Here is a 23,215-nt window from a genome sequence, read left to right as displayed (position 1 = left end):
GACTCGCCCCTGTAGGCATTAGTAAGTAAATCTCGACTAATCCGGATCTTTTTCTTCTATGGCCTTGGCTTCATCCCAGTATCCGTCCAATTCAGTCATGCTGGTTTGTGGCCAGGTCTTTCCCTGGGATTCCAGGCGAGTCTCTATAAATTTGAACCGTTTTTCAAACTTGTCAGAAGTCTCATTTAGGCCAGCTTCGGGATCAATGCCCAGCCGTCTGGCGACATTTACAAGGGTGAAAAGCAGGTCACCGAATTCCTGACGTACTGTGTCAGGATTATTATATTCGAGCGCCTTTTTGAATTCGCCGATTTCTTCGTCAATTTTGGGCAATAATTCTTTCATGCCAGACCAATCGAAACCGACTTTCGCTGCCCTAGAAGAAAGTTGGTATGCCCTGCTCAGAGCGGGCAAGGACCTCGGAATACCGTCTAAGATAGATTTTCTTGATTTGATCTTTTCTTCTGAGGCCTTGATTTTGGACCAATTTTCAACAACCTCTTTGTCATTTGCCACAGACACATTTCCGAAAACATGGGGGTGTCGCCGTGTCATCTTTTCTATCACCCCAGATAACATGTCCGGAAGGGTCCCATAGCCGCATTCTTCAATCATGAGGCCCAGAAAAATCACGAGAAAAATCAAATCACCGGCTTCTTCAACCATTTCATCGGGGTCTACGCCATCAATGGCTTGAACGAGTTCATGGTATTCTTCAAGGACATAGGGATGAAAACTTCGCAAGGTTTGTTTTCGATCCCACGGGCAACCGCTTTCGGATCGAAGAGTTTTTATGAGTTGTGTCAACTGTGTAAATATTCCATCAACGTCATCACCTGTTTTCAATAAATTCATTAATTCTTATCCTTTTCGATCTATCCATAAATTTACTAATTTTATATAATACCTTTATGAGACGTATTTCCAACAAAGTTTGGATCTTGGAACACTTTCTACTGACGGAGGAGATTTGAATCCCTACTCGACCGTCGAAAATCCCGGCTCGTTGCGCCGAATAAGCTTTGATAATATTGGGGCCTTTCAAGCATTAGTTGGGGAATTCAATAATAACTTAAAACGTATAGAGAAGCTTCTTAGTGTAAAAATTTCCGTCAAGGGGAACAGTCTAAGTATTGACGGCGATCAATCCCCTGTTGAAATTGCCGAACGTTTGATAAAGCAGCTTTATTCACTTTCCCGAGAGTCTTATCCTATCCATCCTGCAGATATTGATCAGGGTGTGAAGATGCTCACGGACGATCCGGCCGCTAAGATCAGGGATGTCCTCAAGGAAGTCATTTTCACATCGCATAACAAGAGACCGATTACGCCCAAGACATGGAACCAGAAACAATACATTCAGGCCATTAGGACTTTCGACATTGTATTTGGGATAGGTCCGGCCGGCACCGGAAAAACCTTTCTGGCGATGGCGATGGCGATGGCTTCGTTTTCGAAAAAACAGCTCAGGAGAATTATTTTAGCTCGCCCTGCTGTTGAGGCAGGAGAAAAGCTGGGATTTTTGCCTGGAGACATGCACGAGAAAGTTAACCCTTATCTCAGGCCACTTTATGATGCTCTCCATGACATGATCGACCCAGAGAAAGTAACTCGTATGGTGGAGCGCGAAGATATTGAGATAGCCCCTCTAGCTTTTATGAGGGGCCGAACCTTGAATGATTCTTTCGTTATTTTGGATGAGGCCCAGAACACGACCTCAGAACAAATGAAGATGTTTTTGACAAGACTTGGATATTCATCGAAGGCTGTTATTACGGGAGATGTGACCCAGATCGATCTTCCCGCAGGGATTAGATCAGGGTTGGTAGAGGCTAGAGCGATACTCCAGAATATTGAAGGAATATCATTTGTGACATTCTCGGAACAGGATGTTGTAAGGCACCCTCTTGTTCAAGAGATAATAAAGGCGTATGAAAACCGTGTGACTGACATAAGGAATCGGAGATAATCTGCGATGCATGAGCCATCGTCAAAAAATAAAAATTCCTCGAAGCATTCCTCCAAGGAGAAGACCAAGGATTCGCTGATCAAGAGGAAAAGCTTATTAAGCCGTATTCTTCCGGAATGGGCGCAGAGGTTGCTTGATCCCAAAGCAAAATTGTGGGCTCTGTTGATAGGGGTGTCCTTGTTTTGCGCATTCCTGCTTGCCCCAAGATCTTTCCAGGTCTATTCCCTGACAATTGGTGAGCCCTCTCCTGAAACTATTCTTTCCCCAATCACATTCCAAGTTATTGACGAAGCGGCCACGAACAAGAACCAGGAAGAAGTTCTAAGGTCGGTCTTACCTGTTTATGACCTTGATGAAGAAATGGTAGATGATGTTCAGGCTAGGATAGCTAACGCCTTCAATTTCATGAAGAACTATCTGGCCGCCGAGGCGGAAAACAAGGCTAGAGAAGAAGATAAGGCCAAGGAAAATAAACCGAGCCAGGAAAACAAGAGTTCTCCGGCGAAGGTGTTTCAGCCAATGGATGACAATGCCCTTCGTTCCAGATTTGAAACCTTACTTGGCGCCGATGTTTCTCCGGCTAGTTTCGCAGCGCTCAAAGCGGCGGGTTTTAACGCTAGAGTGCAAAGAGACTTGCAATCATTGGTAATTCCACTGCTTCTCAAGGGTGTTGTATTGAGCAGAGAGCTGCTCTTGCGAGACGGAAAACAGGGCATTTTGATTCGATCCAAGTCAAAGGAGAAACTTGAACCGCTGAAAGATGTATCCTCCCTCTACGATCTCAAAGAAGCAATGGAAAAGATCAATGAAGAGGAACGAGACACATCTGATGACACGTCATTGACCGAAGCGATAAATAAGATCGCCACGGACCTGATAAACGTAAATCTTACTTTCAATCGGGAGAAAACTGCAGCTCTGAGACAGGAAGCTCTTGCTTCAGTAAAGCCAGTGTATTTTCAGGTGGTAAAAGGAGAACCCATAATACGTGAGGGAGAACCGGTAAATGAAGCCCATATAAGGAAGCTTGACGGCCTGAACAAGGCCAACCCGGCGTACAGCCGATATGGAATCGTAGCCGGCCTCGGACTACTCTTGATATTATTGATTCGTCTCAGTCTATACTTTTCAGAAAGCTATCTGGATAGAACCAAAAGGGCCTCTGAAGATTTGGTATTGCTATCGGTGCTTCTTGTTGGAACCATCATCATTATGAAGATTTTCGTTCACATTTCTACGTCAGTATCAGCCTCTTTCAACAATGTGAATCCTCAATCTTCTTTTTTCGCTGCTCCCGTAGCGACTTCAGCCATGCTAGCGTCGCTCATGATTGATCCTCGGCTAGCCTTCCTCTTTGCGGTCCTAACTTCCCTGGTGGCTTCATTGGCCGTGGAAGGTGACGTTTACCTGTTTGTTTTTTTCTTTCTAGCGTGCGTAGTGGGCCTGCATGGAGTCAGCAAGGTTTCTGATCGAACAGCTATCCTCCGAGCCGGTCTGGTGGTAGGGCTGGTGAACATGATTGCCGTTCTCGGAGTCAAGTTGGCTCTGGGGCAGTTGCAGAGAAGTCAGGACGTATATGAGATCGGTTTGGGTTTTCTCGGGGGAGTCATTTGTGGTCCTATAACTCTCGGTCTGGCGCCTCTTCTCGAAAGATTGGGATACACGACGAACATCAAGCTCCTAGAAATTGCCAACCTCAATCACCCTTTGCTGAAACAAATGGCTATAGAAGCGCCTGGAACCTATCATCATTCCATGCTGGTCGGTAATCTGGCGGAAGCAGCGGCTGAAGCTATCGGAGCAAATCCTCTATTAGCTAGGGTGGGGGCTCTTTACCATGATATCGGAAAGATCGCCAAGACGTCCAAACCTACATATTTCGTAGAAAATCAGATGCGTGGTATCAATCCGCATGATCGGCTGGAACCAAGCATGAGCGCGCTGATATTGGTGTCGCATGTGAAGAATGGTGTTGAGAAAGCGAAGGAATACGGATTGGGCGCTACTATTATAGATATAATTCAACAGCATCATGGGACCGGCCTGATTAAGTTTTTTTACTATAAGGCAGTAGAAAAGACTGACAAGTCGAGGCTTCCTGTGGCGGAAGAAAAATATCGTTATCCTGGCCCATTGCCGAACAGTAAGGAAGCTGCTTTGGTTATGCTGGCGGATGTAGCCGAAGCTGCCTGCAGAACCTTACCTGATCCGACTCCAGCCCGTATCCAGAAAAAAGTTCACGGGTTAATCATGAACCTTTTTGGAGAGGGCCAACTCGATCAATCCAATCTCACCTTGAAGGATATACAATCCATAACGAAATCTTATGTAAGGGCTTTGCAAGGAGTGCTTCATTCTCGGATTGATTATCCGGAAGAATCAAATTCCCAGGACATGAATGATGGAGATCATCTTAGATTGGCGTCAGATAGAACCTCAAACGGACTTGACCCAGTACCAGCAGAGGGTGGAACAAATATTACGCGGCTTGGGTTGCGCTGAGGATTCGATACTATCAATCACAATAGTTGATTCGTCGATAATGTCGGAAATCAACTATAAATATAGAGGCAAAGAAGGCCCAACCAACGTACTTTCTTTCATTCAAAAGGAATCCGGAATTGCCTCGTGTGATCCCAATCTTCTTGGCGACGTCGTCATTTGTTGGGACAGGGTGGTTTCAGACGCCGGAAGCTTGGGGTATTCAGAGGATGAGATGCTGACCTATTTGTTAATTCACGGTATCCTGCATATAGTTGGATTTGATCATGACTCCGAACTCGATGCCCAAGCCATGGAAGCGATGGTTTCTAATATTTTTCAGGGGTTTTTCCCCGACAACTCCGAAATAGTCAGATAGTGTTTTCAGAAGAAAACGGGAAGCGGCCTGGTAATGTACATTGTGGGCAGTTCAAGAATTATACGCTAGACGAGGATAGTAAATGCGAAGACCTAAAGAAAAAGATGTTGTCCTGAGAGGAGATCAGCTCCTATGTCGTGGTGACATCATAACATTGATGGACGAGGGTACTCCGACCAGGTGCAAGATCTTGTCATGTCTTGGAGCGAACAACGGTTCATGTGTAGCCAGCGTGGAATTTATTGAGGGACCCAAAAAAGGAAAAAGGCTTGAGACTTCCCTAGTCGCCAAGGAGCAAAAAGTCAGTTAATTTTCTTAATGCCCGGCGCCTAGTCTCAAGCCTCTCCGGATTTATTGGAAAAAGTCCAGTTGTGAAGACCAGTTATCTACGTTTTGAAGTGTTTTCAGATGGCCCCTGGATCTCAATACGGTTATGCTATCCCAGCCACTCCAGACCCATTCAGAGATCTGAACGCAGCAGTCAACATTCTAACGTGTTCCATTTCAGCCCTTATTAGCTGATCGATTTCTGATTTGCCTTCCGGATCCGGCAATAGTTCTTTCATGCCGATAAAAAAAGTCACAGAGTCCTTTTCGAATTGAATCGCCATGTTCAGCGCTTCCTCCGACGAATCGACACTATTGAGTCTGGAGACAGCCGCTTCCACGGTGAAGATATGAGTGTCAGCCGATGCCTGCAGATAGCTTTCCGCAAGGCCTTCTGGATCCCAGACGCTCGGAGACAAGCCTTTTTCCGGTAATGAGCCTCTGAGTATCTTGAACGACTCAATATGATGGGCCTCCATGTCGGCCAGTTCCTGGAACAGTTTCTTTGTCTCTGAATCTTTCGCTTTTGCTGCAGCCCCCGAATAAAAGGCGTGTCCATTTTCTTCAATCCGGACAGCCATCGTGAAAACATCTTCAGCGGTGCCAAAAACAAACATAACAAACCTCCGATTTGCGGGTTCCTGAAAATTAAACTGCGAAAACCAAGTATAACAGATTTTAGTTTTTCATCACTCCAAGAGCAACGCCCTAATTTCCCGCCCGCAACTAGAAATAAGGCGCCTATATTGTCTTGTACACGTTTAGACCTATTTTTTCAGTCCTGCCGTAAACGAGTTGATTTCCTCCTGAAGAGGCTACAATAACAGTTTTTCCTGACTTGGACGGTCCCAATTCCTGAGAAAGGTCTACGACGATGCTAAGATTATCGGCTGTTACGCTCATTTCTAGGTTCCTGAAGGATTTTTTGTTACCTGACCGTTTGCTCAGCCCCATCTCCTTGTACACATTTAGGCCTATCTTTTCGTTTCTGCCCGGTACCGTCTTGTTTCCTTCCGTGGAGGCTACAATAATGGTCTTACCCGATTTTGACGGCCCGAACTCCTTTGAAAGATCGATGTCAATTGTCAGTTGATCACCCTGAACTTTCAAATCAATGTTTTTCATTTTCTGTGGAGCGCTGCGCGGGGTCTTGGGAGGTCCAGCTTTTTTGGGCTCCATTATGTTTTCATCTTTTAAATCAATTAGGCTTGAATGACCTAGAGGCCACTCTAATACACCGAAATCATTTCCCGCCAACAGGTCCCTGACTTTTGGATCTAACGAGAGAACGCGCTGTAAATCCTGATCAGAAACCAGTTCAGGAAATCTTGCAGATGCTTGAAGCAATTGTCTGATTGAGAAAATACTCATTTCTTTGGAGGGATTTTCATTGCTCAATAACTCTCCCAGAAAGCGTCGAGCTTTGGTGAAATCCTGAAAAGCTTCCTTAAAACTATTTATAAGGTTGACGGCCTCTCCGGCCAGTCGTGTTTCGATTAAGCCCCTATTCTTGTCCGTCACAAAAAGTTTCCATTTAGCTGGAGTTGGTGATCCTTCCTCTTCGTAATAATTTCGGAAATCCTCGGAACTTACCAGGAACTCGAAACCTTCTTCTGTCCTTACCCTGAAGGGGGACTTTTCCTCATCAACCAGTTCGACTGAAGAGCCCGGTTTCGAACCTAGGAATTGCTGGCGTTTCTTGGGCATATAAACTCCTTGTCAACACGCTTCGGGTCATATCTTATATATTACAGCATGGATAAGGTCCAGTCTGAACCAAATTCATAGGCAGAAAATAATTCCTGATAATCACGAAACACAGCCTGATGTTGAGAATCTAACGCCCTTTTTTGTCAAGAGTCCATGTCGTTGACGCAACATCCAAGACGCCGGCGATTGTTGTTGACTTTCATGGTATTGGTATTTACCAATAGACAAGCCTCTAGTATCAACCTACTAGGTCGAAAGATCTTCAGATACGGGCCAAAGGAGCCGGGAAATTTGGGAAATATTGACTCCCTTGCGGAGAAAGTACTTCAAGGAGATGTTCGGGCTACCGCCCAGCTCATAAGGAAGATAGATGATGGAGACAAACGGGTCTTTTCAGATTTGGCTACCCTCTATGGCCATGCTGGACGGGCTTATGTGATAGGTTTTACCGGATCACCCGGGGTTGGGAAGTCCACACTTGTGGATCGGATCATTACACGTTTTCGAGAGGACGGGAAGGCTGTTGGGGTCTTGGCTATTGACCCCACTAGTCCCTTTTCAGGTGGAGCGATTCTTGGTGACAGAATTCGAATGCAACGTCATTTCCTTGATGATGGAGTTTTCATTAGGTCTCTGGCCACCAGAGGAAAATTTGGAGGCCTGACAAGATCCACATCCGACGCCATAGTGATTTTGGATGCAATGGGAAAGGATGTGATAATTGTTGAAACTGTAGGCGTGGGCCAGGATGAGGTTGATATAGTGAACAGCGCCCACACCTCTATCGTAGTGACCGTGCCCGGCATGGGTGACGATATTCAGGCAATAAAAGCAGGGTTAATGGAAATTGGCGATCTGTTTGTAGTCAACAAAGCTGACAGAGATGGGTCCGCCAAGACAGTGAGAGAGATCCTGTTTATGCTTCAGATGAATGAGGATCGTATTCGTTCTTACGGTTGGGAGCCAACAGTGGTTGAATGCGTAGCTACTCAGGAAAAAGGGGTAGACGATGTCTATAACGCGATTCTCAATCACAAAAAACACTTGGAAAACCTTGGCAAAGACCGCCTCCGGGAGCTAGAACGTCACAGAGCCTTGAACCAAGTTATGGACCTTTTCAAAGAAGGGCTCCTTGAAAGGGCAATGAAAAAAATTGGCGGGAAGAAAACCATCGACAAGGTAGTCGAAGACATACTCTGTCGAAACACCAATCCATATCGATCGAGTTCAGAATTGCTTGATATTGTGATGAACCATGACAACAGCGGCGCAAGAAACGATTTGGAAGGACCATAATTTAACGACCTACACGACGTGGGAAACGGATCATATAAACGGGTATGTTAGCTCAACTAGAGAATCTGGTTCTAGCCACACGAAATAAAGGGAAGATTGTCGAGATGACCAACCTATTGCATGGGTGTGGCGTCATAATACAGTCTCTGAATGATTTTGCCGAAATTCCGGAAGTTGTCGAGGACGGCAACACCTTTGAGGCTAATGCCTTGAAAAAAGCTCGTTTCGTTGCATCAACACTGGATCTTGCTGCGTTGGCGGATGATTCGGGTCTTTGCGTTGACGCATTGTCTGGAAGACCGGGAGTATTGTCCGCTAGATATTCCGGGCCCAATTCGGATGATAGACATAGATATTTGAAAGTCCTGGATGAAATGACAAACATCGAGGACCCTTTCAGGACGGCAAGATTCGTCTGTGTGCTGACGCTGGTACCACCAAATGGCGAGGAAAAGCTGTTTCACGGAGTATGTGAAGGAAGGATTTTGAAGGAACCTCGCGGAACTGGAGGTTTTGGCTATGACCCTATTTTTTATTTTGAAGAGTTTGGGATGTCTTTTGGGGAAATGGATCTGGAAACAAAAAATCTTGTAAGCCACCGTGGTAAGGCTTTGAGACTTTTTGCCGATTTTGTGAAATCAATGAGGAGATCGAGTGAATAATTGGACAGGGTCTGGCAATTTGTGATTGCGGGCTTCATCAGTTTACCTTCTCGGCGCTTGCCATTTCTTATGTAAAGATTTATAAACAGCATGTTCGGGGTGTAGCGCAGCCTGGTTAGCGCGCGTGCCTTGGGAGCACGAGGCCGCCGGTTCGAATCCGGCCACCCCGACCAGTCGCCTTCCTATATCTCTAGTCTCAATTTCGATTTTTGAATCGCCATATGCGATGAGGTAGTTGTATCTTTTCTGCCAAATTGGGAGAGGGGGTTACGGTGAGCCGGTTCCTAAAAAAGTCCTTCAAATATTTTACGGTTTTTCTTGTTATTTTCATTCTCGGAATGGTGTATCCAACAGTTGGGGAATCCAAGGATTTCTCAGCTTCATTCAACCTTACCATACTTTATATGAATGACGCGCATGGCCACTATCTGTCCGAAAAGCAAGCCAATGGACAAAAAGTAGGTGGATTTGCCAAGGCCATGACCCTCATTGAAAAAATCAGAGAATCCAATGAGCGAGAGGGTAGGGACACATTGACACTCATGGCTGGGGATCTCCTAACAGGCACGGCTTACAGCGCTGTTTTCAAGGGTGAACTCGGTGTCCGACTCATGAACATGATGGGATTTTCCGCCATGGTAGTTGGCAATCATGAATTCGATTTTGGACTTCCCAATCTCTTGAAACGTCTGAAACCGGCGATGAAATTCCCTCTGTTGAGCGCCAACACACTGTACAAGGATGGTAAGCAGGTGTTCAGACCGTACATGATCAAGAGATTTCGAGGCCAAAAGGCCAAAATATTGATTTTGGGTCTCACAACTGAGAAAACTCCTGAACTCACCCACCCCAAAAACGTGAAGAGACTGATTTTTGAGGATCCCGTCAAGGTAGCGCAAAAAATTATTCAAGAACAGGGTCAGGACAAATTTGTCATAGCATTGACTCATCTGGGTCTGGAAAAAGACAAAAAACTCGGGATACTGTGTCCCGGTATTGATGTAATAATTGGAGGACATTCACATACGTCTGTTTTTGACCCTATCAAACTTAACGGGACGCTTGTGTGTCAGGCTGGCGCCTATTCCAATTATCTCGGGCGACTGGATGTGAATGTCCTGAATGGCCAAATAGAAAAATATGAGGGCCAATTGATAAGACTTGATGAAAATGTTCCGGATGATCCCCGTATTACTTCTGTCGTGGAGAAGTACAAAGCAAAGATGTCCCCATTTTTCAATGAAGTAATTGGATCCTCAGATGTCTCGCTGGACGCCAGCCTCAGCGCTGTTCGGTCTTCGTCCTCCAACCGATTGGCCACGCTCGTAGCGTATGTGATGGCCCGGGCTGTTGGAGCCGAAGCAGGTATAATCAATGGGGGAGCGATTCGTGACGGTATTAAGATTGGGGCCATTACAAATAGTTCTGTTTACAGCGTCCTACCTTTTCAAAATCTGGTCATGAAAGTAGTGATGAAGGGATCAGATCTTGAGTCGGTTTTGCGCCGCAGCCTGAACTTGCCGGAACGGAGCGGAGGGAAACTTCAGGTGTACGGCCTCAAATATGAAGTTAACAATGACTTGTTATCCGTTAAGGAAGTCGGCTCCAAAAAGTTCAACCCGAATGATTATTATTCAGTAGCTATAAGTGATTTTCTCCTTGCTGGTGGGGATGGCTACCGGCAATTCGCATCAAAAGCAAAGTCTGTTTACCCCTATGGTCTATCGGTTAATCAGATTTTCTGCGACTTTATAAAACAAAATAAGGTGATCTCAGAAAGTTTGCTGGAATCTATAGATTGATTTTACAATGTCCGGACTAACCAAAACAGTTACCCGATGGCACATGTAGTTTAAGGGCCGTTAGAAAAGAGCGCTTGTCTATCTATTGGAACGAGCGTTTCTTTTTCCGAGTTCACGGATAACTTGCCACAGCTAGTCGTAACGACGGTCCAGCGATCGGTATTGAATCGCTTCAGACACATGTCCAGACCCGATATTTTCGCTACCATCGAGATCGGCTATAGTTCTAGCGATTTTCAAAACCCGGTGATATGCTCGAGCCGACAATCCAAGTCGATCCACAACCTTTTCAAGAAAGTCGAGTGATTGTTTGTCTAGAGCGCAGTATTTGCGAATTAATGATGATTTCATATGAGCGTTCGAGAAAATGTTATGCTTGCCCAGCCGTTCTAACTGAGCGGATCTGGCTTGGTTAACTCTGTTCCGAATTATCTCCGATGATTCGCTCATTTCAGTTCCAGTAAGGTCCCTCCATTCGACCGATGGAACCTCCACGTGGATGTCAATCCGGTCCAGCAATGGTCCGGATATTTTCGCCCAATAACGCTCAATTGTTTGACGTGAACACAGGCACTCGTGTTTCGCGTCTCCCCGGTAACCGCAAGGGCAGGGGTTCATGGCCGCCACAAGCATGAAACGGGCTGGAAAAGTAATGGCCACATGAGCCCTGGATATGGTTACCTCACCATCTTCCAGCGGTTGTCTCAAGACTTCAAGCACGTTTTTTCTAAACTCGGGCATTTCATCGAGAAACAACACCCCGTTATGAGCCAAGGAAACCTCTCCTGGGTGTGGTATAGCTCCACCTCCTATGAGTCCTGCGTCAGACACCGTATGATGAGGCGATCGAAAAGGCCTTCGGGTCACTATGGATTTGTCCTTACCCAACAAGCCCGCGGCGGAGTATATCCGTGTGGTCTGGAGAGCTTCCTCAAAAACCGGTTCGGGAAGAATCGTGGGAATTCTTTGGGAAAGCATGGTCTTTCCAGAGCCCGGTGGCCCCACCATGAGTACGTTGTGACCTCCAGCAGCGGCGACTTCCACAGCTCTCTTGGCGTATTCCTGTCCTTTTATATCGCAGAAGTCGACTTGATAATCTCCTCTTGTTTTTACCTCATGATTTCCACTTGGTCTTGCCGGTTCAATAGATATTTTGTCCATAAGAAAACCTACAGCGCTGACCAGATTTGAAATACCCAAAGTATCGATCCCTTCAACTACAGCAGCCTCAGCCAAATTTGATTCAGGAACCATGATACCCATGAATCCCCTGTCACGAGCCGCTATCGCGAGGGAGAGAACTCCACGGACTTCCTTGACGGTTCCGTCCAACGAGAGTTCCCCCACTATCATGTATCTGTCCATTTTTTCAGGTACAAGGAAATTCAGGCCAACAAGAACGCCAAGCGCAATTGGCAAATCAAATCCTGAACCTTCTTTTCGCAGACCCGCCGGCGCAAGGTTGACTGTTATGCGACGGGCCGGAAAAGGGAAGCCACTATTTACGATTGCCGATTTTACCCGTGCGGCGCTTTCCTTTACTGCGCTGTCAGGCAATCCAACAACGGTTATCGCAGGCAGTCCATTGTAGACATCGATTTCAACCTCTACCGGATAGGCGTCAATCCCAACCAATGCTCCGGAATGAACTTGAGCTAACAAATTAAGGATCCCCCCTTCAAAGTCATTCTACAATATGGTAGTTAGCTATAAATATGGTATGTTTAACCAATAAACATTAATTATAATAGCAGACTATGTTTGAAGGCGCAAGTAACTTATAATTCTTAGTTAGGCTATCTTTAAGACTTTTGTATTCAAGTCGGCCAGTATTTTGTTTCTATACTGATTTATCGAAGCTCCGTTGGACATCACCATATCAAGTTGTCGAGTATGAATGATTAGGTACCCAAGGATTCTGAGTTTGTCCTCCATGACGGCTTGATCGAGTCCTTCGACACGCGCGAACGCGCTATCCTCTCTTATCTCTGATCTGAATTCGAATCTTTCGAGAATCTCTCCTACGAAAATTGCTCGACGTCTGCGCCTTGGAAAATCAGCCGCGCCTCCTTTGAATGTGAATCTCACATAATTTTCTGAGGATCTTTCACTGACAAGCGCTTCTATTGTCGAAAAGTGAAAGCCAAACCTTGATGACAGGCTACAGAAATTCCTGGAAAGCATGAAATAGTTTCTGGCCGAATAAGCGGAGCGCATTGAAGGATCCAAGGCAGGATTTGTCGTAGCCTGCATTAGCACAGACATGAATCCCTTTGCGTCGACAGGTGGTGGCCCCTCCCACGGAACCGCTATTATGCCCTCCCACATAGCGAGCATAGGAATCGAAACGATGTTGTCGATATGCACGAATTTCCCATCGATATTCTCTTTGAACCCGTCGTCCAGGTTAATGATCCACCATTGCATCGGGACATCACAAACCAACTGTTTGCTTGACCTTTCGGAGAAACGGTGTTCCTTCCCGAAGTTAAACATTTCGTGGACCGATTTTTCATGACAGAACCGTGTAATATCGTGAAGTGTTGTGCACTTTCGAGGATGAAAATCGGGATTATCCGGATCAAGCAGGTTTAAAGGAACAATTTGTTGAGACACCTTTTCAAGTATTTCGAATATCGGGCTTCCGGCCATGAGGTTTTTCTTTGTTGCGTTACTGTTAAGCAAACTATCAATTTTGCCTGTATATACGCGATGTCCATCAGCGTCCACAGTAATTTCCTGAGCGTTTTGAAAGATTTCAGTAGCGCCTGCTAGGCCAAATATTGCAGGAATCCCAAATTCCCGAGACACGTTAGCAAGATGCCCTGTTATTCCTCCTATCTCAGTAATCACAGCCGAAGCGCTGCCAAGCATGGGGGCCCAACGAGGTAGAGCCTGGGCTGTCACTAATACTGATCCGGCCGGGAATTTGAGCTTGTCGACATCATTTTTGACTATATATACCGGCCCGAACGCAACCCCAGGAGAGGCAGTCTGGCCACCCGCCGCAACTGTTAGGGATTGATTTTCCAGTTCGGCGTTCAGAATATTTTCATCAATGTTTCGGAGTTCGATTTCCTGGAGGGGTCTGCACTGCAAGATAAAAATAGATCCATTTGAGTCAATGGCCCATTCAATGTCTTGAGGGCTCCCGTAAAAATCTTCAAGTGTGTCAGCCATTTTTGCGAGATCTAAAGCCTGGCCGTCAGATATCGACTGGGTCTTGCTTTTCTCTCCAGTCAATTCTTGTCTACAAACACCTTCTTCTGGAAAACAAACAAATTCGAGTTTCTTGTCTCTGAGAGATTTCTGATGAATTTGGAAAGTCTCGTTGCGAGAGACTATAAATAAATCAGGGTCTATGGATCCGTCAACAACAGCTTTTGGAAGCCCCCACACCGAGTTGATTAGAATTGAGCGATCTCTGACGTTCAGCGGATTGCAGGAGTACATTACTCCTCCAGCCGCAGCGTTAACCATTGCCATGCAACCCACGCACATGGCCACATCTTCGTCGGGAATTCCACGATTCAACCGGTAGGTTATGGCTGGAAGGCTGTACTTACTTGCCACGATATCTTTATACGAATAAATGATGCTTTCAGCGCTGACATTGAGAGTAGATCGAAACTGACCGGCAAATGTAGTTCCTGATGAATCTTCTCCAAGAGCGCTGCTGCGCATCGAGACACGTACGCCCTTGCCCTGATTTTTCTCGAGAAATTGATAGGCCAGGAGTATTTCGTTTTCCAGATCAGAAGGCAGGGAAGCGCTGATAATGAGATTCTGCAGATCCGTGCTTAACCGATACAGAAGGTCAATTCTTTCGGTATTTGTGGCCTGAACTCTCCGATCTATCTCAGCTTGTAGATCATTGTGGGAGACGAACCTTTCGTAGCCTCCCGCTGTGACCACGAATCCATCAGGAGTAGGTAGGCCGATCTCATTTCGGATTGTCCCTACATTGGCCATCTTAGCCCCAGCTTCATCGAGGCTGTCTCGGGTAACTTCAGACAAAGGTAATACCAGCCTTTCGGTTTGAAAGACTTTCTTATAGGCCAATGTCAAGTTAATATGATCTCTAATGTGTTTAAAGGAGTCATAAAGTTCCCTATACTTGCCTGGAGCCAATTCATCCAGGTGTTTAATCATTCTGAAAACATTTACTGATACCCCTGTACAGTTCGAGCGAACAAAGGACATTCCGAATGGTCGAATACCCTGGAGAGCTTTCTCAAGATCGGTCATTATCTCAAGAGCTTTGTTATTGGCAGTAAGTAGCAGTTTGAAGTTGTGATAGCGGTGAGCAAAAGCCGCCCGAAGATCGTCAACACTATGAGAAGCGGAACCGACGCTACGGTTCCTAAAAAAGAATTTCCTTAGAAATGCAGGAAACTTGCTCATAATATTAGCGGCCTCAATTCGCTCTCAAGGGAACAAAAAATATATTGCCGTGAGTCTCGATTAAAATCGAACTGCGCTGCAATGGTCAGGTCGAAATTTTTCCGGAAATTCGCGGATATAATTTGCAGAAGGAAAGGAGTCGCCCCAAAGTGTTGAGCGACTCCTCGTTTTTCGAGGGGCCTGTTTGCAAATTCTAATGCTCTTTTTTCCCTCCTGCCTTCATTTCCAGGCCTATGCCTTCAAACAGAAACAAAATGGCAATGCCCCACCATAATGTGTAGATTACGTAAAAAACAAGAGAAAACGACAGCATACCAGCCTTTGACACAGCGCTTCCAGCCTCAATGCCAAAGAAGTTGTAACCGACTTCTACACCCCTTTTTATTACCGTATCAACAAAGGCCGCTTCCTTGAATCGCTTCTGACGGGTCAGATCCTTGTTTACATCTTTGAGCCCATTCCACCATGCGGCCATGACATCGAGTCCCTGCAAACCATACTTGGCTGAGAGTTCAGAGTCACGGTTGTGGAACATGGCGCCGGAGTCACTAATAGCAGCGCCAAGGACTTCTCCTAAATCACCTGAAACCTCTAGTTGAGCCCCTTCTCCAGTTATTTTCGCCCCTGCAGTTTTGAAAACCTTCGCCGTACGCTGACCCAATTCCGATGTCTTGAGCTTTATGTCGACCTTGAATGTCCTTCCCATAAATTCCTGATTCTTTTTTTGCAGATCTGGTATGAAATATGTCGAACCCTTGGCTATCGTGTTAAATAGCTGATCTGAGGCTTCAAGAGCGTTCTTATTGTTCCCAAAATTTGGCGTAAACATGATCCCTAGGACCACGAGAAAACTTATCGCCAATACGAGCCCTTTTACAAAGTGTTTCTTATCACGTACCAGCATGATCTAAACCTCCCCTCTAAGCGTCTTGGTTCCCGCTATGAACTTGCTTATAACCCACACTCCAAAGACGCCGATAACGATCCAGAATATAATTGCTCCAACGAATTCTATCCCCAGGGCTAACGATCCGGAAATATCGATAATTTCCATTTTTTTCAGTTTTTCGGGCATGGCGAAGAATCTGTTTATAAAACCCGCCAGAATTGTGATGGCGTAAAATCCCCTTATATGAATTCCTTTAACCACTTTGGTAGTTAAGGCTCCAACTTGAATCCCTATCAGGGATCCGAGAAGCATACCCATGGCAAGTGTGTAAAAAATGAATCCATACACAGCATATTGAAAAATGGCTGCATAGCCGGCAGTGAAGATAATCTGGAGAATGTCAGTTCCAACTGTAGTGAAAGAGGAAACACCCAAAACGTAAACGAATATGGGAAAAGTGAGAAACCCTCCGCCTACGCCCATTATAGCGGCGGCAAAACCAACAATTCCTCCGCAGATTGCTACAAAAAGAGCGGGGATCTTTTTGCCTCCAGGGGTGAGATCTTCGTCAAATGTGATCAAAGGAGGGATTTTAGCTGCTTGCAGCTTTGCCGGGAGACCAACTTTACCTGAAGCTGCGGCTTCTCCATGCGCGCTTTCTCCCCCGTGAGCCCCAACATCACCTTCAGATTTTCTCAATTTCAGAAAGTCTATGAGCGCATAAAATCCTAAAAAACCCAGTAGTACTACATAAACGATGCTGATGAACAAGTCGCTCAGCACCGGATTGTATTCATAGATAGCTCTATTTATATAGCCCCCGCCGGTAACCCCAAGTCCTGAGCCCACAAGAAAGGCTATGGCAAGCGAAACCGAAACGTTTCCGAGTTTCTTGTGCACGACTGTACCCATGATGGCCTTGGCGAAAATGTGGAAAAGGTCGGTTCCCACTGCCAATATTCCTTTAACCCCTATACTCATAAGAGCAGGAGTAATGACAAAGCCTCCGCCGGCGCCGATGCATCCTGTGATCAAGCCGGCGCATAAACCTACCGCCATTGAAACTAGAAAGATTGTAGGGTTGTAATAGGATGGCTGGTATGCTTTTTCACCCCCGAGATACTGATCACTAGCGAGCGCCAAGCCTGTCAACGCCGCTGGAATCAACATTAGCGCAAGAATCCGAAGCCTTTTTTTGTCCTTCAGGATATTCATGGACATCTCATAATCCCACTTTGCGTGGGCCATGGAGGCCTCCATTAACATCCTATAAAGTTGTCTGCCCCACTTCATTAGTTTGATCCTCCATCTTCTGGATTACTTATCCTTTGATTCTAGAACAGGTGTGCAATAGTCATGCCCCGAACAAGGAGTTTTCGTGAGGTTTAACTTATTAGAATGATGGGGAGATTTAGATGGTCGGTCAGACGAGTTGTCGTTAGGACAAAACCGTTGGTGTCAATAATTTTTACAGAATGGAAAAGTACAATCAGGTATCGGATTTGAGTAAATCAAGACCTTTAGGCTTTTCCAGGACGGGCTAAAGCGCTCTCTACTAATAATTATATCAATATGTGAGCGCTCGTCGGGTTAGTTACCCGTACCGTAGCACTTTTTCTTATATGCGTCCTGAAGCTTGTACAGCAGGTCATCAATGTCTATCGGTTTCATTAAATAGTCGAAGGCCCCTAATTCCATTCCCTGTATTGCTACTTCAACATTAGCGTGGCCTGTCAACATGATAACTTCAACGGAAGGCGCAATCTTTTTGATTCTCCTAAGTGTTTCGATTCCGTCCATGTCCGGCATCTTTACATCTAGAACTACCACGTCGGATGGTGATTCTCCAAGAAGTTCCAGGGCCTTTTGGCCGCTGGACGCCGACCTTACGTCAAGTTTTCGTTTTCTCAATCTCTTAACAAGAGTCTCTACAAAGTCTGTTTCGTCATCCACCAACAAAACTTTGAATTCGTTCACTGATCTTTCCTCCCAGTTGCCTGGACTGATTTATGCCGGCCCTAGATACCTGAGACATCCAGAACCTCAAAAACATTGATCGAAAAAGACGTTCTCCTTCTTGCCGGAAAATCAGAATTCTTCGGATGGTTGAGCCTCTGACACTGACGTTTCAACTTCGGGTAGTTCATGCGAATTGGATACAGTTCGGTGGGATTCTAGAATTTTCTTCCTGACATCCGCCAATATTTCAGGATTTTCTCTCAGGAATCCCTTAACATTTTCCCTGCCTTGCCCAATTCTATCGTCACCGTAAGAATACCACGCTCCGGACTTTTCTACGATTCCGCTTTCTACAGCAAGATCCAATATTTCTCCAGCAGCGGAGATTCCTTCATTGTACATGATGTCGAATTCGACCTGCCTAAAGGGCGGGGCCATCTTGTTCTTCACGACTTTCACTCTTGTTCTGGAACCGGTGATATTCTCACCTTCCTTGATTTGGCCTATCCTGCGAATGTCCAGCCTTACAGAAGCATAAAATTTCAGGGCGTTCCCACCAGTGGTTGTTTCGGGGTTACCAAACATGACCCCAATTTTTTGACGGATCTGGTTCGTAAATATTACTGAGGTGTTGGATCTTGAAATGGCCGCTGTGAGCTTCCGCAAGGCTTGAGACATTAGCCTCGCTTGCAGCCCCATATGAGAGTCACCCATTTCCCCTTCGATTTCAGCTTTTGGAACCAAAGCCGCTACGGAGTCTATCACGATAACGTCCATGGCTCCTGAACGGACAAGTATTTCCGTAATCTCCAGGGCCTGTTCTCCCGTGTCCGGCTGTGAAACAAGTAACTCGTCAGTCTTCACACCCAGCCGCTTGGCGTAATGCACATCCAGCGCGTGTTCAGCGTCTACAAACGCGGCAAACCCACCTGTTTTCTGGGCTTCCGCTATCACGTGAAGGCAGAGAGTAGTCTTCCCAGAGGATTCAGGGCCAAAAACTTCTACAATCCTTCCCTGAGGAATTCCTCCAATCCCTATGGCCAGGTCTAGTCCTAGTGAACCCGTAGAAATAGCCTTAACATCCGGTATCACCCCAGCGTGTCCGAGTTTCATTATTGAACCGCGTCCAAATTGTTTCTCTATCTGGGTCACAGCAAGTTCGACGGCCCTTGAACGTTCAGTTTCGGGCTTAGCTCCTTCAATAGATTCAGTTGATTTCTTGCTCTTGGCCATTTACGATCCTTTCAAACTTTTCGACAAACAGTAACAATATAGCGCCCTCGCTACTTTGTGAAAAGACGATTCGAAAGCGTTACAACCCCTGGTGATTTTTTAGCTTCCAGGATTAACGGTCTACTGAGAATATAATCTTAGATCACTATAATACACCGATCCTACAAATGGTTCCTATATTTTCATGAAAATTATTTCAGCAAGTCGCAGGACGGACATTCCAGCTTTTCACTCCGATTGGCTCATAAATCGATTGCGGGAAGGGGTGGCGCATGTCGGTTCTCCTTTCAACAATAAGCTTAGATCAGTGTCATTGGCGCCAGAAAATGTTATCGCCATCATTTTTTGGACAAAAAACTCAGCGCCTCTTACGCGTTATTTGGATGAAATCTCAACTAGAGGTTATGATTTCACATTTCTATATACGGTGAACAATTATCCTAAACTTGTGGAACCTAATGTTCCTGAAATTGGTCTTACTATGAGAACTCTGGAACATCTGTTTGACCGTTACGGTTCAAGCGCGCTTCGATGGCGTTACGATACCATTATATTGACTGAGACCCTGAATAGGTCATGGCATATCAACAACTTTAGGAAATTATGCGGTATAATGGGACCACTGGTTGACGAATGTATATTCAGTTTTTGCGATTACTATAAAAAAACGAAAGCTAAAATGCGAAATCACTTACCTGATCATCATGAACCAACACAGGAGGAAGCCGTAAAACTTGCTTTAGAGTTGGCTGATGTCGCGTCTGAACATGGGATCAGGATGTTGTCCTGCGCACATGACTTCCTTTCTCAAGGACCGATCGGTTCCGCCAGATGTATTGACAGACAATTCCTGAAGCGAGTCGTTACTGCTTCCAACAAGTTGGAGCGCTTGGCGAACGTCAAGAGTCGACCCACAAGGAAAGGTTGCCGATGCGACTATTCTATTGATATAGGGGAATACAATACATGCGATCACAATTGTGTGTATTGCTACGCTAGTAATGAACACAGGATCAAGGATGACAGCAGAGTCCAAGAATCCTGAAATCAAGTTTAGGTAGTTAATATGTGGCATTATACTCAGATATTGACACCATGGATTTGAATCGGATAAAACTTGTTATTTTGGATTGCTAAAACCCGAAAACTGTTTATTATAGTTACATCTTTTTGATACAATTATTAGACTATAAAGTACCGGGCTTTAGAAATAGGAGCCCCATCCCAGTATGTTTTACAAATGACTGTTTAATATGAGGCTTGAGGAAACTCTTCCGGAAAACGACATGGATTTGGATTTGGCGGACGGCCTAGAGCCGGAACGTCTGGCTCTCCCGTCAACTTTAGCTATTGACGAGTCTGAAACAGAGAGGATCCTTAAATATTGTATACTGACTGCTTTTCTTATTCATGCGCTTCTTTTTTTCGTAGTGACCAGGATTGTTGGAGCCCAGCCCCAGAATGAGCTTCTCAAACCCGGAGAGAAGATTACGCAGGTGAGATTGGTAGAACCTCAGGAATCCTGGAACAGCAAGGAGCCGCCCCCAAAAGATGCCGCAGCAATTTCTGACAGGGATCATACAGCATTGAAACAGCGGTTACCGAAGATGCCTGTTCCCCCAAAACCTCCGATTGGATCTATGCAGGAACCCCCGAGACGAATGGCCTCACTCTCGCCGCCTATGGCCCCAGAGGACCTTATAAAGAAGAGATCCGAGGCCCCGGAGGAAGACGCCAAGAAGGCCTTGCAACAAGAACGAGTTCAAAAAAAAGCTAGAGTTCATGAGAAAGAATCGAGTTCTCAGAATTCTCCGCAGAAGAATCATAAGAAGAATATAGATCTTAGGCCGACTCCAGGTGAAATAGCCAAAGGCCTTTCCAGTTCATTCGCCGGCCCAAATGATTTTTTCCCTCAAGGAGATGTCGAAGAGGCGGTAGTAGATATAAATACAAGAGAAGATAAGTTCTTCTCATACATGCTTCACCTCAAGAGAAAGATCCAGGGGGTGTGGGTTTACCCAACATCAGCGGCTCACTCCGGCGTAGGCGGAAGTTTGGCCGTCGAATTTTCTATAGCGAAAAATGGTGAACTACTTTACGTGAATCTGCTCGATTCTTCCGGGCACAGCATTTTAGACGATTCCGCTATTAAGGCTATAAAATCGGCTGCGCCATATTACCCATTTCCTGCAAGGCTTCACGCCAAGAGGCTGCGAATTCGAGCCAACTTTATCTACATAACGAGCAGTTTTCTCCGAAACATAATGTGATTAAGCCTGCTTGACGAGTTCATTAAGAGGGCCACTACGAGATTCAGTCCAAGGCTGTCTGATTCATGTTTATTCTCGACTTTTTCTCGAGAATAAGGCTAATCTGTTGAAAGATAGCGGTTAATGAGCTAATATTGTGAGAAGAGCTTACAAGCTTTCTTTTTTCTCGTGAGGTGATTACCTCGCGGAACTGTGATTTGGGTACAAATGGAGGACACATGTCAGTATATGGTTTAGGAGCGCTGTTGACAGCGTTGTTATTGTCATGGGCAGGCGCCGCCACCGCCTACGAATTTTCCGGAAAACTGGAACGACTGGATTTTAACACAGTCACCCTATTGGGAAAGGACTGCGACAAGAAAATTGGTAGAGTCGCCCAGGAACAGAGGGTCCAGGCCGCCAAATTGCTGGGAAAATCAGTAAAAGTGAATTTCAAGAACCAAAAAGGTGAGGAGTGGGCCGTCAGTTTTGAAGCGTTGAAATGATTAACTCAAAAAAAGGGACGCTTTGTAAAAAAAGCGTCCCTTTTTAATACCTACCTACTGGACATTGCTCTACTACTTATAGGTTGATTGCAATACGACTATTGATTACTGTCAAGAGGCAAAATTTCGTAAGAGGTCCTTACTTCCTGCCTCCCAGCCAATTCATATTTCTTTAGCCGTTCCTTCATCTCTTTTATACAAGATTCGTCCGGGCATTTTTTTGAACCCATTTCCAACGCTTTTTTCTGATGTTCAGCAGCTTTCAGAGGGTCACCCTGTTTGAAATACGCTTCAGCTATAGTCTCCTGGAATACTCCGTCCTGCGCTCCCATCATGTCCAAGGCTTTTTTAGCTAGATCCATAGCCTTTGTGGGATCCTGGAGATTTTCATCAGGGCATGTAAGCAGAAACCATGCTGTGTCTTGAAGCGTCCACGCGTCATTGGGACCCATTTTGGCCACTTTCTGGAAATCATCAAAAGCGTCCTTGCATTTTCCCATCCTACTCAAAATCCAGGCCCGCATCCGGTATCCTTCAACAAAACCAGGTTTGTATTCCAGTGCCTTGTTGACATCTTTGAGGGCTTTATCATTTTCCTGAGCCCTGGAATAAAGATCAGCCCTTTGGGCATATGCCCACGCGTATTTGGGATCCAACTGGATGGCCTTTGTAAAAACCTTGAGAGCTTCAGGCATCTGCCCCTTGAGCTTCAGAACAATAGCCTCCTGGCCATAAGCCGGCGCGCTGTTTGGATCCTTAGCTACGGCCGCCTTGGCGTCTTCAGCGGCTCGACCAAGATCCCCAAGTTGCACGTATACCCTAGATCTGCCAATGTATCCGGCCGCATCTCCAGGATTGGCTGTGATGTACTTATCAAAAAGTTTAAGGGCCTTATCAAATTCCTTCTTGGACATCGCCTGGTTAGCTGCTGCCAGTTCCGGATTCGGGCCTCCTTTTAGCATTTCCCCCCACGGGAAGAAAAATACTATCACTACAACGATTATACCTAATATCAAAAACCCTAAGAAACTATAGACCGACGATCCATTTTCTTTCCGAAGACTCAAATTCGGCTTCACCATGCCTTCACGATCCATCATACTTTGCTCTCCTTCTTTTCAAGTTTCTTGAGAAGAACTACTTCCGGCTCTCCCCCTAGTAAAATATCCACTAACCTCTTAAATAAGAAATCATCCGCATGTTTTTACATTTTAACGAGTCTTTCCAGAGCTGCCACACCGGAGAAGACACGGATGTTGACTCAGACATATAGATTAAATTATAAACAATCTTTCAATTTAATCAACGTCAATTTCTTATGGATTGACTAGAGTAGTCTTTTATTTGAG

The 23,215-nt window shown here is 45.5% G+C and carries 20 protein-coding genes and 1 tRNA gene; 11 read left to right on the top strand and 10 right to left on the bottom strand.

Going from position 1 to position 23,215, the window contains the following annotated elements:
- Positions 1-36: 36 nt before the first annotated feature.
- On the bottom strand, positions 37-855 hold the full coding sequence (gene mazG, locus WC647_09435) for a nucleoside triphosphate pyrophosphohydrolase (GenBank protein ID MFA6222525.1): 819 nt from the start codon (positions 853-855) through the stop codon (positions 37-39).
- A 115-nt stretch (positions 856-970) separates the two neighbouring features.
- Here mazG and WC647_09430 point away from each other — a divergent pair, with 115 nt between their 5' ends.
- The 4 genes from WC647_09430 to WC647_09415 all read left to right on the top strand — a co-directional run bounded on the left by WC647_09430 (position 971) and on the right by WC647_09415 (position 5,139).
- A complete protein-coding gene (locus tag WC647_09430; GenBank protein MFA6222524.1) occupies positions 971-1,969 on the top strand; it encodes a PhoH family protein in 999 nt (332 codons plus the stop codon).
- A gap of 6 nt (positions 1,970-1,975) precedes the next feature.
- The gene (locus WC647_09425) at positions 1,976-4,471 is read left to right on the top strand and encodes an HDIG domain-containing metalloprotein (GenBank protein ID MFA6222523.1); all 2,496 of its coding nucleotides are present in this window, start codon (positions 1,976-1,978) and stop codon (positions 4,469-4,471) included.
- Positions 4,458-4,829, top strand: a complete 372-nt coding sequence (ybeY, locus tag WC647_09420; protein ID MFA6222522.1) for an rRNA maturation RNase YbeY — start codon at positions 4,458-4,460, stop codon at positions 4,827-4,829. The genes WC647_09425 and ybeY overlap by 14 nt, the downstream gene beginning before the upstream one ends.
- 82 nt (positions 4,830-4,911) lie before the next feature.
- Positions 4,912-5,139: a hypothetical protein gene (locus WC647_09415; protein ID MFA6222521.1), complete on the top strand. Its 228-nt coding sequence runs from the start codon at positions 4,912-4,914 to the stop codon at positions 5,137-5,139.
- Between the two features lie 121 nt (positions 5,140-5,260).
- Here the strand turns inward: WC647_09415 and WC647_09410 are convergent, their stop codons facing one another.
- Together WC647_09410 and WC647_09405 are read right to left on the bottom strand one after the other, a co-directional pair.
- Positions 5,261-5,773 carry a ferritin family protein gene (locus WC647_09410; GenBank protein MFA6222520.1) on the bottom strand — a complete coding sequence of 171 codons (513 nt, stop codon included), beginning with the start codon at positions 5,771-5,773 and terminating at the stop codon, positions 5,261-5,263.
- 124 nt (positions 5,774-5,897) lie between these two features.
- Positions 5,898-6,863 carry a hypothetical protein gene (locus WC647_09405; GenBank protein MFA6222519.1) on the bottom strand — a complete coding sequence of 322 codons (966 nt, stop codon included), beginning with the start codon at positions 6,861-6,863 and terminating at the stop codon, positions 5,898-5,900.
- Between the two features lie 294 nt (positions 6,864-7,157).
- Here WC647_09405 and meaB point away from each other — a divergent pair, with 294 nt between their 5' ends.
- The 4 genes from meaB (at position 7,158) to WC647_09385 (ending at position 10,626) form a co-directional block, all read left to right on the top strand.
- Positions 7,158-8,162, top strand: coding sequence for a methylmalonyl Co-A mutase-associated GTPase MeaB (gene meaB, locus WC647_09400; GenBank protein MFA6222518.1), 1,005 nt, complete (start codon positions 7,158-7,160; stop codon positions 8,160-8,162).
- A 44-nt stretch (positions 8,163-8,206) separates the two neighbouring features.
- Positions 8,207-8,824 carry an XTP/dITP diphosphatase gene (locus WC647_09395; protein MFA6222517.1) on the top strand — a complete coding sequence of 206 codons (618 nt, stop codon included), beginning with the start codon at positions 8,207-8,209 and terminating at the stop codon, positions 8,822-8,824.
- Positions 8,825-8,919: 95 nt separating this feature from the next.
- Positions 8,920-8,997 (top strand) — tRNA-Pro (locus tag WC647_09390).
- Between the two features lie 99 nt (positions 8,998-9,096).
- A complete protein-coding gene (locus WC647_09385) occupies positions 9,097-10,626 on the top strand; it encodes a 5'-nucleotidase C-terminal domain-containing protein (protein MFA6222516.1) in 1,530 nt (509 codons plus the stop codon).
- Between the two features lie 132 nt (positions 10,627-10,758).
- On the opposite strand, the gene WC647_09380 is transcribed toward WC647_09385, so the two are convergent.
- The 6 genes from WC647_09380 to recA all read right to left on the bottom strand — a co-directional run bounded on the left by WC647_09380 (position 10,759) and on the right by recA (position 19,111).
- Positions 10,759-12,288: a YifB family Mg chelatase-like AAA ATPase gene (locus tag WC647_09380; protein ID MFA6222515.1), complete on the bottom strand. Its 1,530-nt coding sequence runs from the start codon at positions 12,286-12,288 to the stop codon at positions 10,759-10,761.
- A 129-nt stretch (positions 12,289-12,417) separates the two neighbouring features.
- On the bottom strand, positions 12,418-15,030 hold the full coding sequence (locus WC647_09375) for a PEP/pyruvate-binding domain-containing protein (protein ID MFA6222514.1): 2,613 nt from the start codon (positions 15,028-15,030) through the stop codon (positions 12,418-12,420).
- A gap of 193 nt (positions 15,031-15,223) precedes the next feature.
- Positions 15,224-15,934, bottom strand: a complete 711-nt coding sequence (locus tag WC647_09370; GenBank protein MFA6222513.1) for a hypothetical protein — start codon at positions 15,932-15,934, stop codon at positions 15,224-15,226.
- Positions 15,935-15,937: 3 nt separating this feature from the next.
- Positions 15,938-17,167, bottom strand: a complete 1,230-nt coding sequence (locus WC647_09365) for a sulfite exporter TauE/SafE family protein (protein MFA6222512.1) — start codon at positions 17,165-17,167, stop codon at positions 15,938-15,940.
- Between the two features lie 342 nt (positions 17,168-17,509).
- Positions 17,510-17,896 carry a response regulator gene (locus WC647_09360; GenBank protein ID MFA6222511.1) on the bottom strand — a complete coding sequence of 129 codons (387 nt, stop codon included), beginning with the start codon at positions 17,894-17,896 and terminating at the stop codon, positions 17,510-17,512.
- A gap of 111 nt (positions 17,897-18,007) precedes the next feature.
- Positions 18,008-19,111: a recombinase RecA gene (gene recA, locus WC647_09355; GenBank protein MFA6222510.1), complete on the bottom strand. Its 1,104-nt coding sequence runs from the start codon at positions 19,109-19,111 to the stop codon at positions 18,008-18,010.
- Between the two features lie 184 nt (positions 19,112-19,295).
- Between recA and WC647_09350 the strand changes: the two genes are divergently transcribed.
- From WC647_09350 to WC647_09340, 3 genes are all read left to right on the top strand, one after another.
- The gene (locus WC647_09350) at positions 19,296-20,156 is read left to right on the top strand and encodes a DUF1848 domain-containing protein (GenBank protein MFA6222509.1); all 861 of its coding nucleotides are present in this window, start codon (positions 19,296-19,298) and stop codon (positions 20,154-20,156) included.
- A gap of 241 nt (positions 20,157-20,397) precedes the next feature.
- Positions 20,398-21,381, top strand: a complete 984-nt coding sequence (locus WC647_09345; protein ID MFA6222508.1) for a TonB family protein — start codon at positions 20,398-20,400, stop codon at positions 21,379-21,381.
- A 218-nt stretch (positions 21,382-21,599) separates the two neighbouring features.
- Positions 21,600-21,866, top strand: coding sequence for a hypothetical protein (locus WC647_09340; GenBank protein ID MFA6222507.1), 267 nt, complete (start codon positions 21,600-21,602; stop codon positions 21,864-21,866).
- Positions 21,867-21,964: 98 nt separating this feature from the next.
- Here the strand turns inward: WC647_09340 and WC647_09335 are convergent, their stop codons facing one another.
- A complete protein-coding gene (locus WC647_09335; GenBank protein ID MFA6222506.1) occupies positions 21,965-22,966 on the bottom strand; it encodes a tetratricopeptide repeat protein in 1,002 nt (333 codons plus the stop codon).
- Positions 22,967-23,215: the final 249 nt, after the last annotated feature.

This window comes from Desulfomonilaceae bacterium (assembly GCA_041662605.1).
In the GTDB taxonomy this organism is placed as follows: Bacteria; Desulfobacterota; Desulfomonilia; order Desulfomonilales; family Desulfomonilaceae; genus CAJBEZ01.
Note: the sequence above shows the minus strand (reverse complement) of the source record. Positions and strands in the feature narration are given on the sequence as shown.

Coding starts and splice junctions, on each gene's coding strand:
- mazG (MFA6222525.1), bottom strand. CDS start 855: ATGAATTTATTGAAAACAGGTGATGACGTTGATGGAATATTTACACAG.
- WC647_09425 (MFA6222523.1), top strand. CDS start 1,976: ATGCATGAGCCATCGTCAAAAAATAAAAATTCCTCGAAGCATTCCTCC.
- WC647_09415 (MFA6222521.1), top strand. CDS start 4,912: ATGCGAAGACCTAAAGAAAAAGATGTTGTCCTGAGAGGAGATCAGCTC.
- WC647_09410 (MFA6222520.1), bottom strand. CDS start 5,773: ATGTTTGTTTTTGGCACCGCTGAAGATGTTTTCACGATGGCTGTCCGG.
- WC647_09405 (MFA6222519.1), bottom strand. CDS start 6,863: ATGCCCAAGAAACGCCAGCAATTCCTAGGTTCGAAACCGGGCTCTTCA.
- WC647_09395 (MFA6222517.1), top strand. CDS start 8,207: ATGTTAGCTCAACTAGAGAATCTGGTTCTAGCCACACGAAATAAAGGG.
- WC647_09375 (MFA6222514.1), bottom strand. CDS start 15,030: ATGAGCAAGTTTCCTGCATTTCTAAGGAAATTCTTTTTTAGGAACCGT.
- WC647_09370 (MFA6222513.1), bottom strand. CDS start 15,934: ATGCTGGTACGTGATAAGAAACACTTTGTAAAAGGGCTCGTATTGGCG.
- WC647_09365 (MFA6222512.1), bottom strand. CDS start 17,167: ATGGCCCACGCAAAGTGGGATTATGAGATGTCCATGAATATCCTGAAG.
- recA (MFA6222510.1), bottom strand. CDS start 19,111: ATGGCCAAGAGCAAGAAATCAACTGAATCTATTGAAGGAGCTAAGCCC.
- WC647_09350 (MFA6222509.1), top strand. CDS start 19,296: ATGAAAATTATTTCAGCAAGTCGCAGGACGGACATTCCAGCTTTTCAC.
- WC647_09345 (MFA6222508.1), top strand. CDS start 20,398: ATGGATTTGGATTTGGCGGACGGCCTAGAGCCGGAACGTCTGGCTCTC.
- WC647_09340 (MFA6222507.1), top strand. CDS start 21,600: ATGTCAGTATATGGTTTAGGAGCGCTGTTGACAGCGTTGTTATTGTCA.
- WC647_09335 (MFA6222506.1), bottom strand. CDS start 22,966: ATGATGGATCGTGAAGGCATGGTGAAGCCGAATTTGAGTCTTCGGAAA.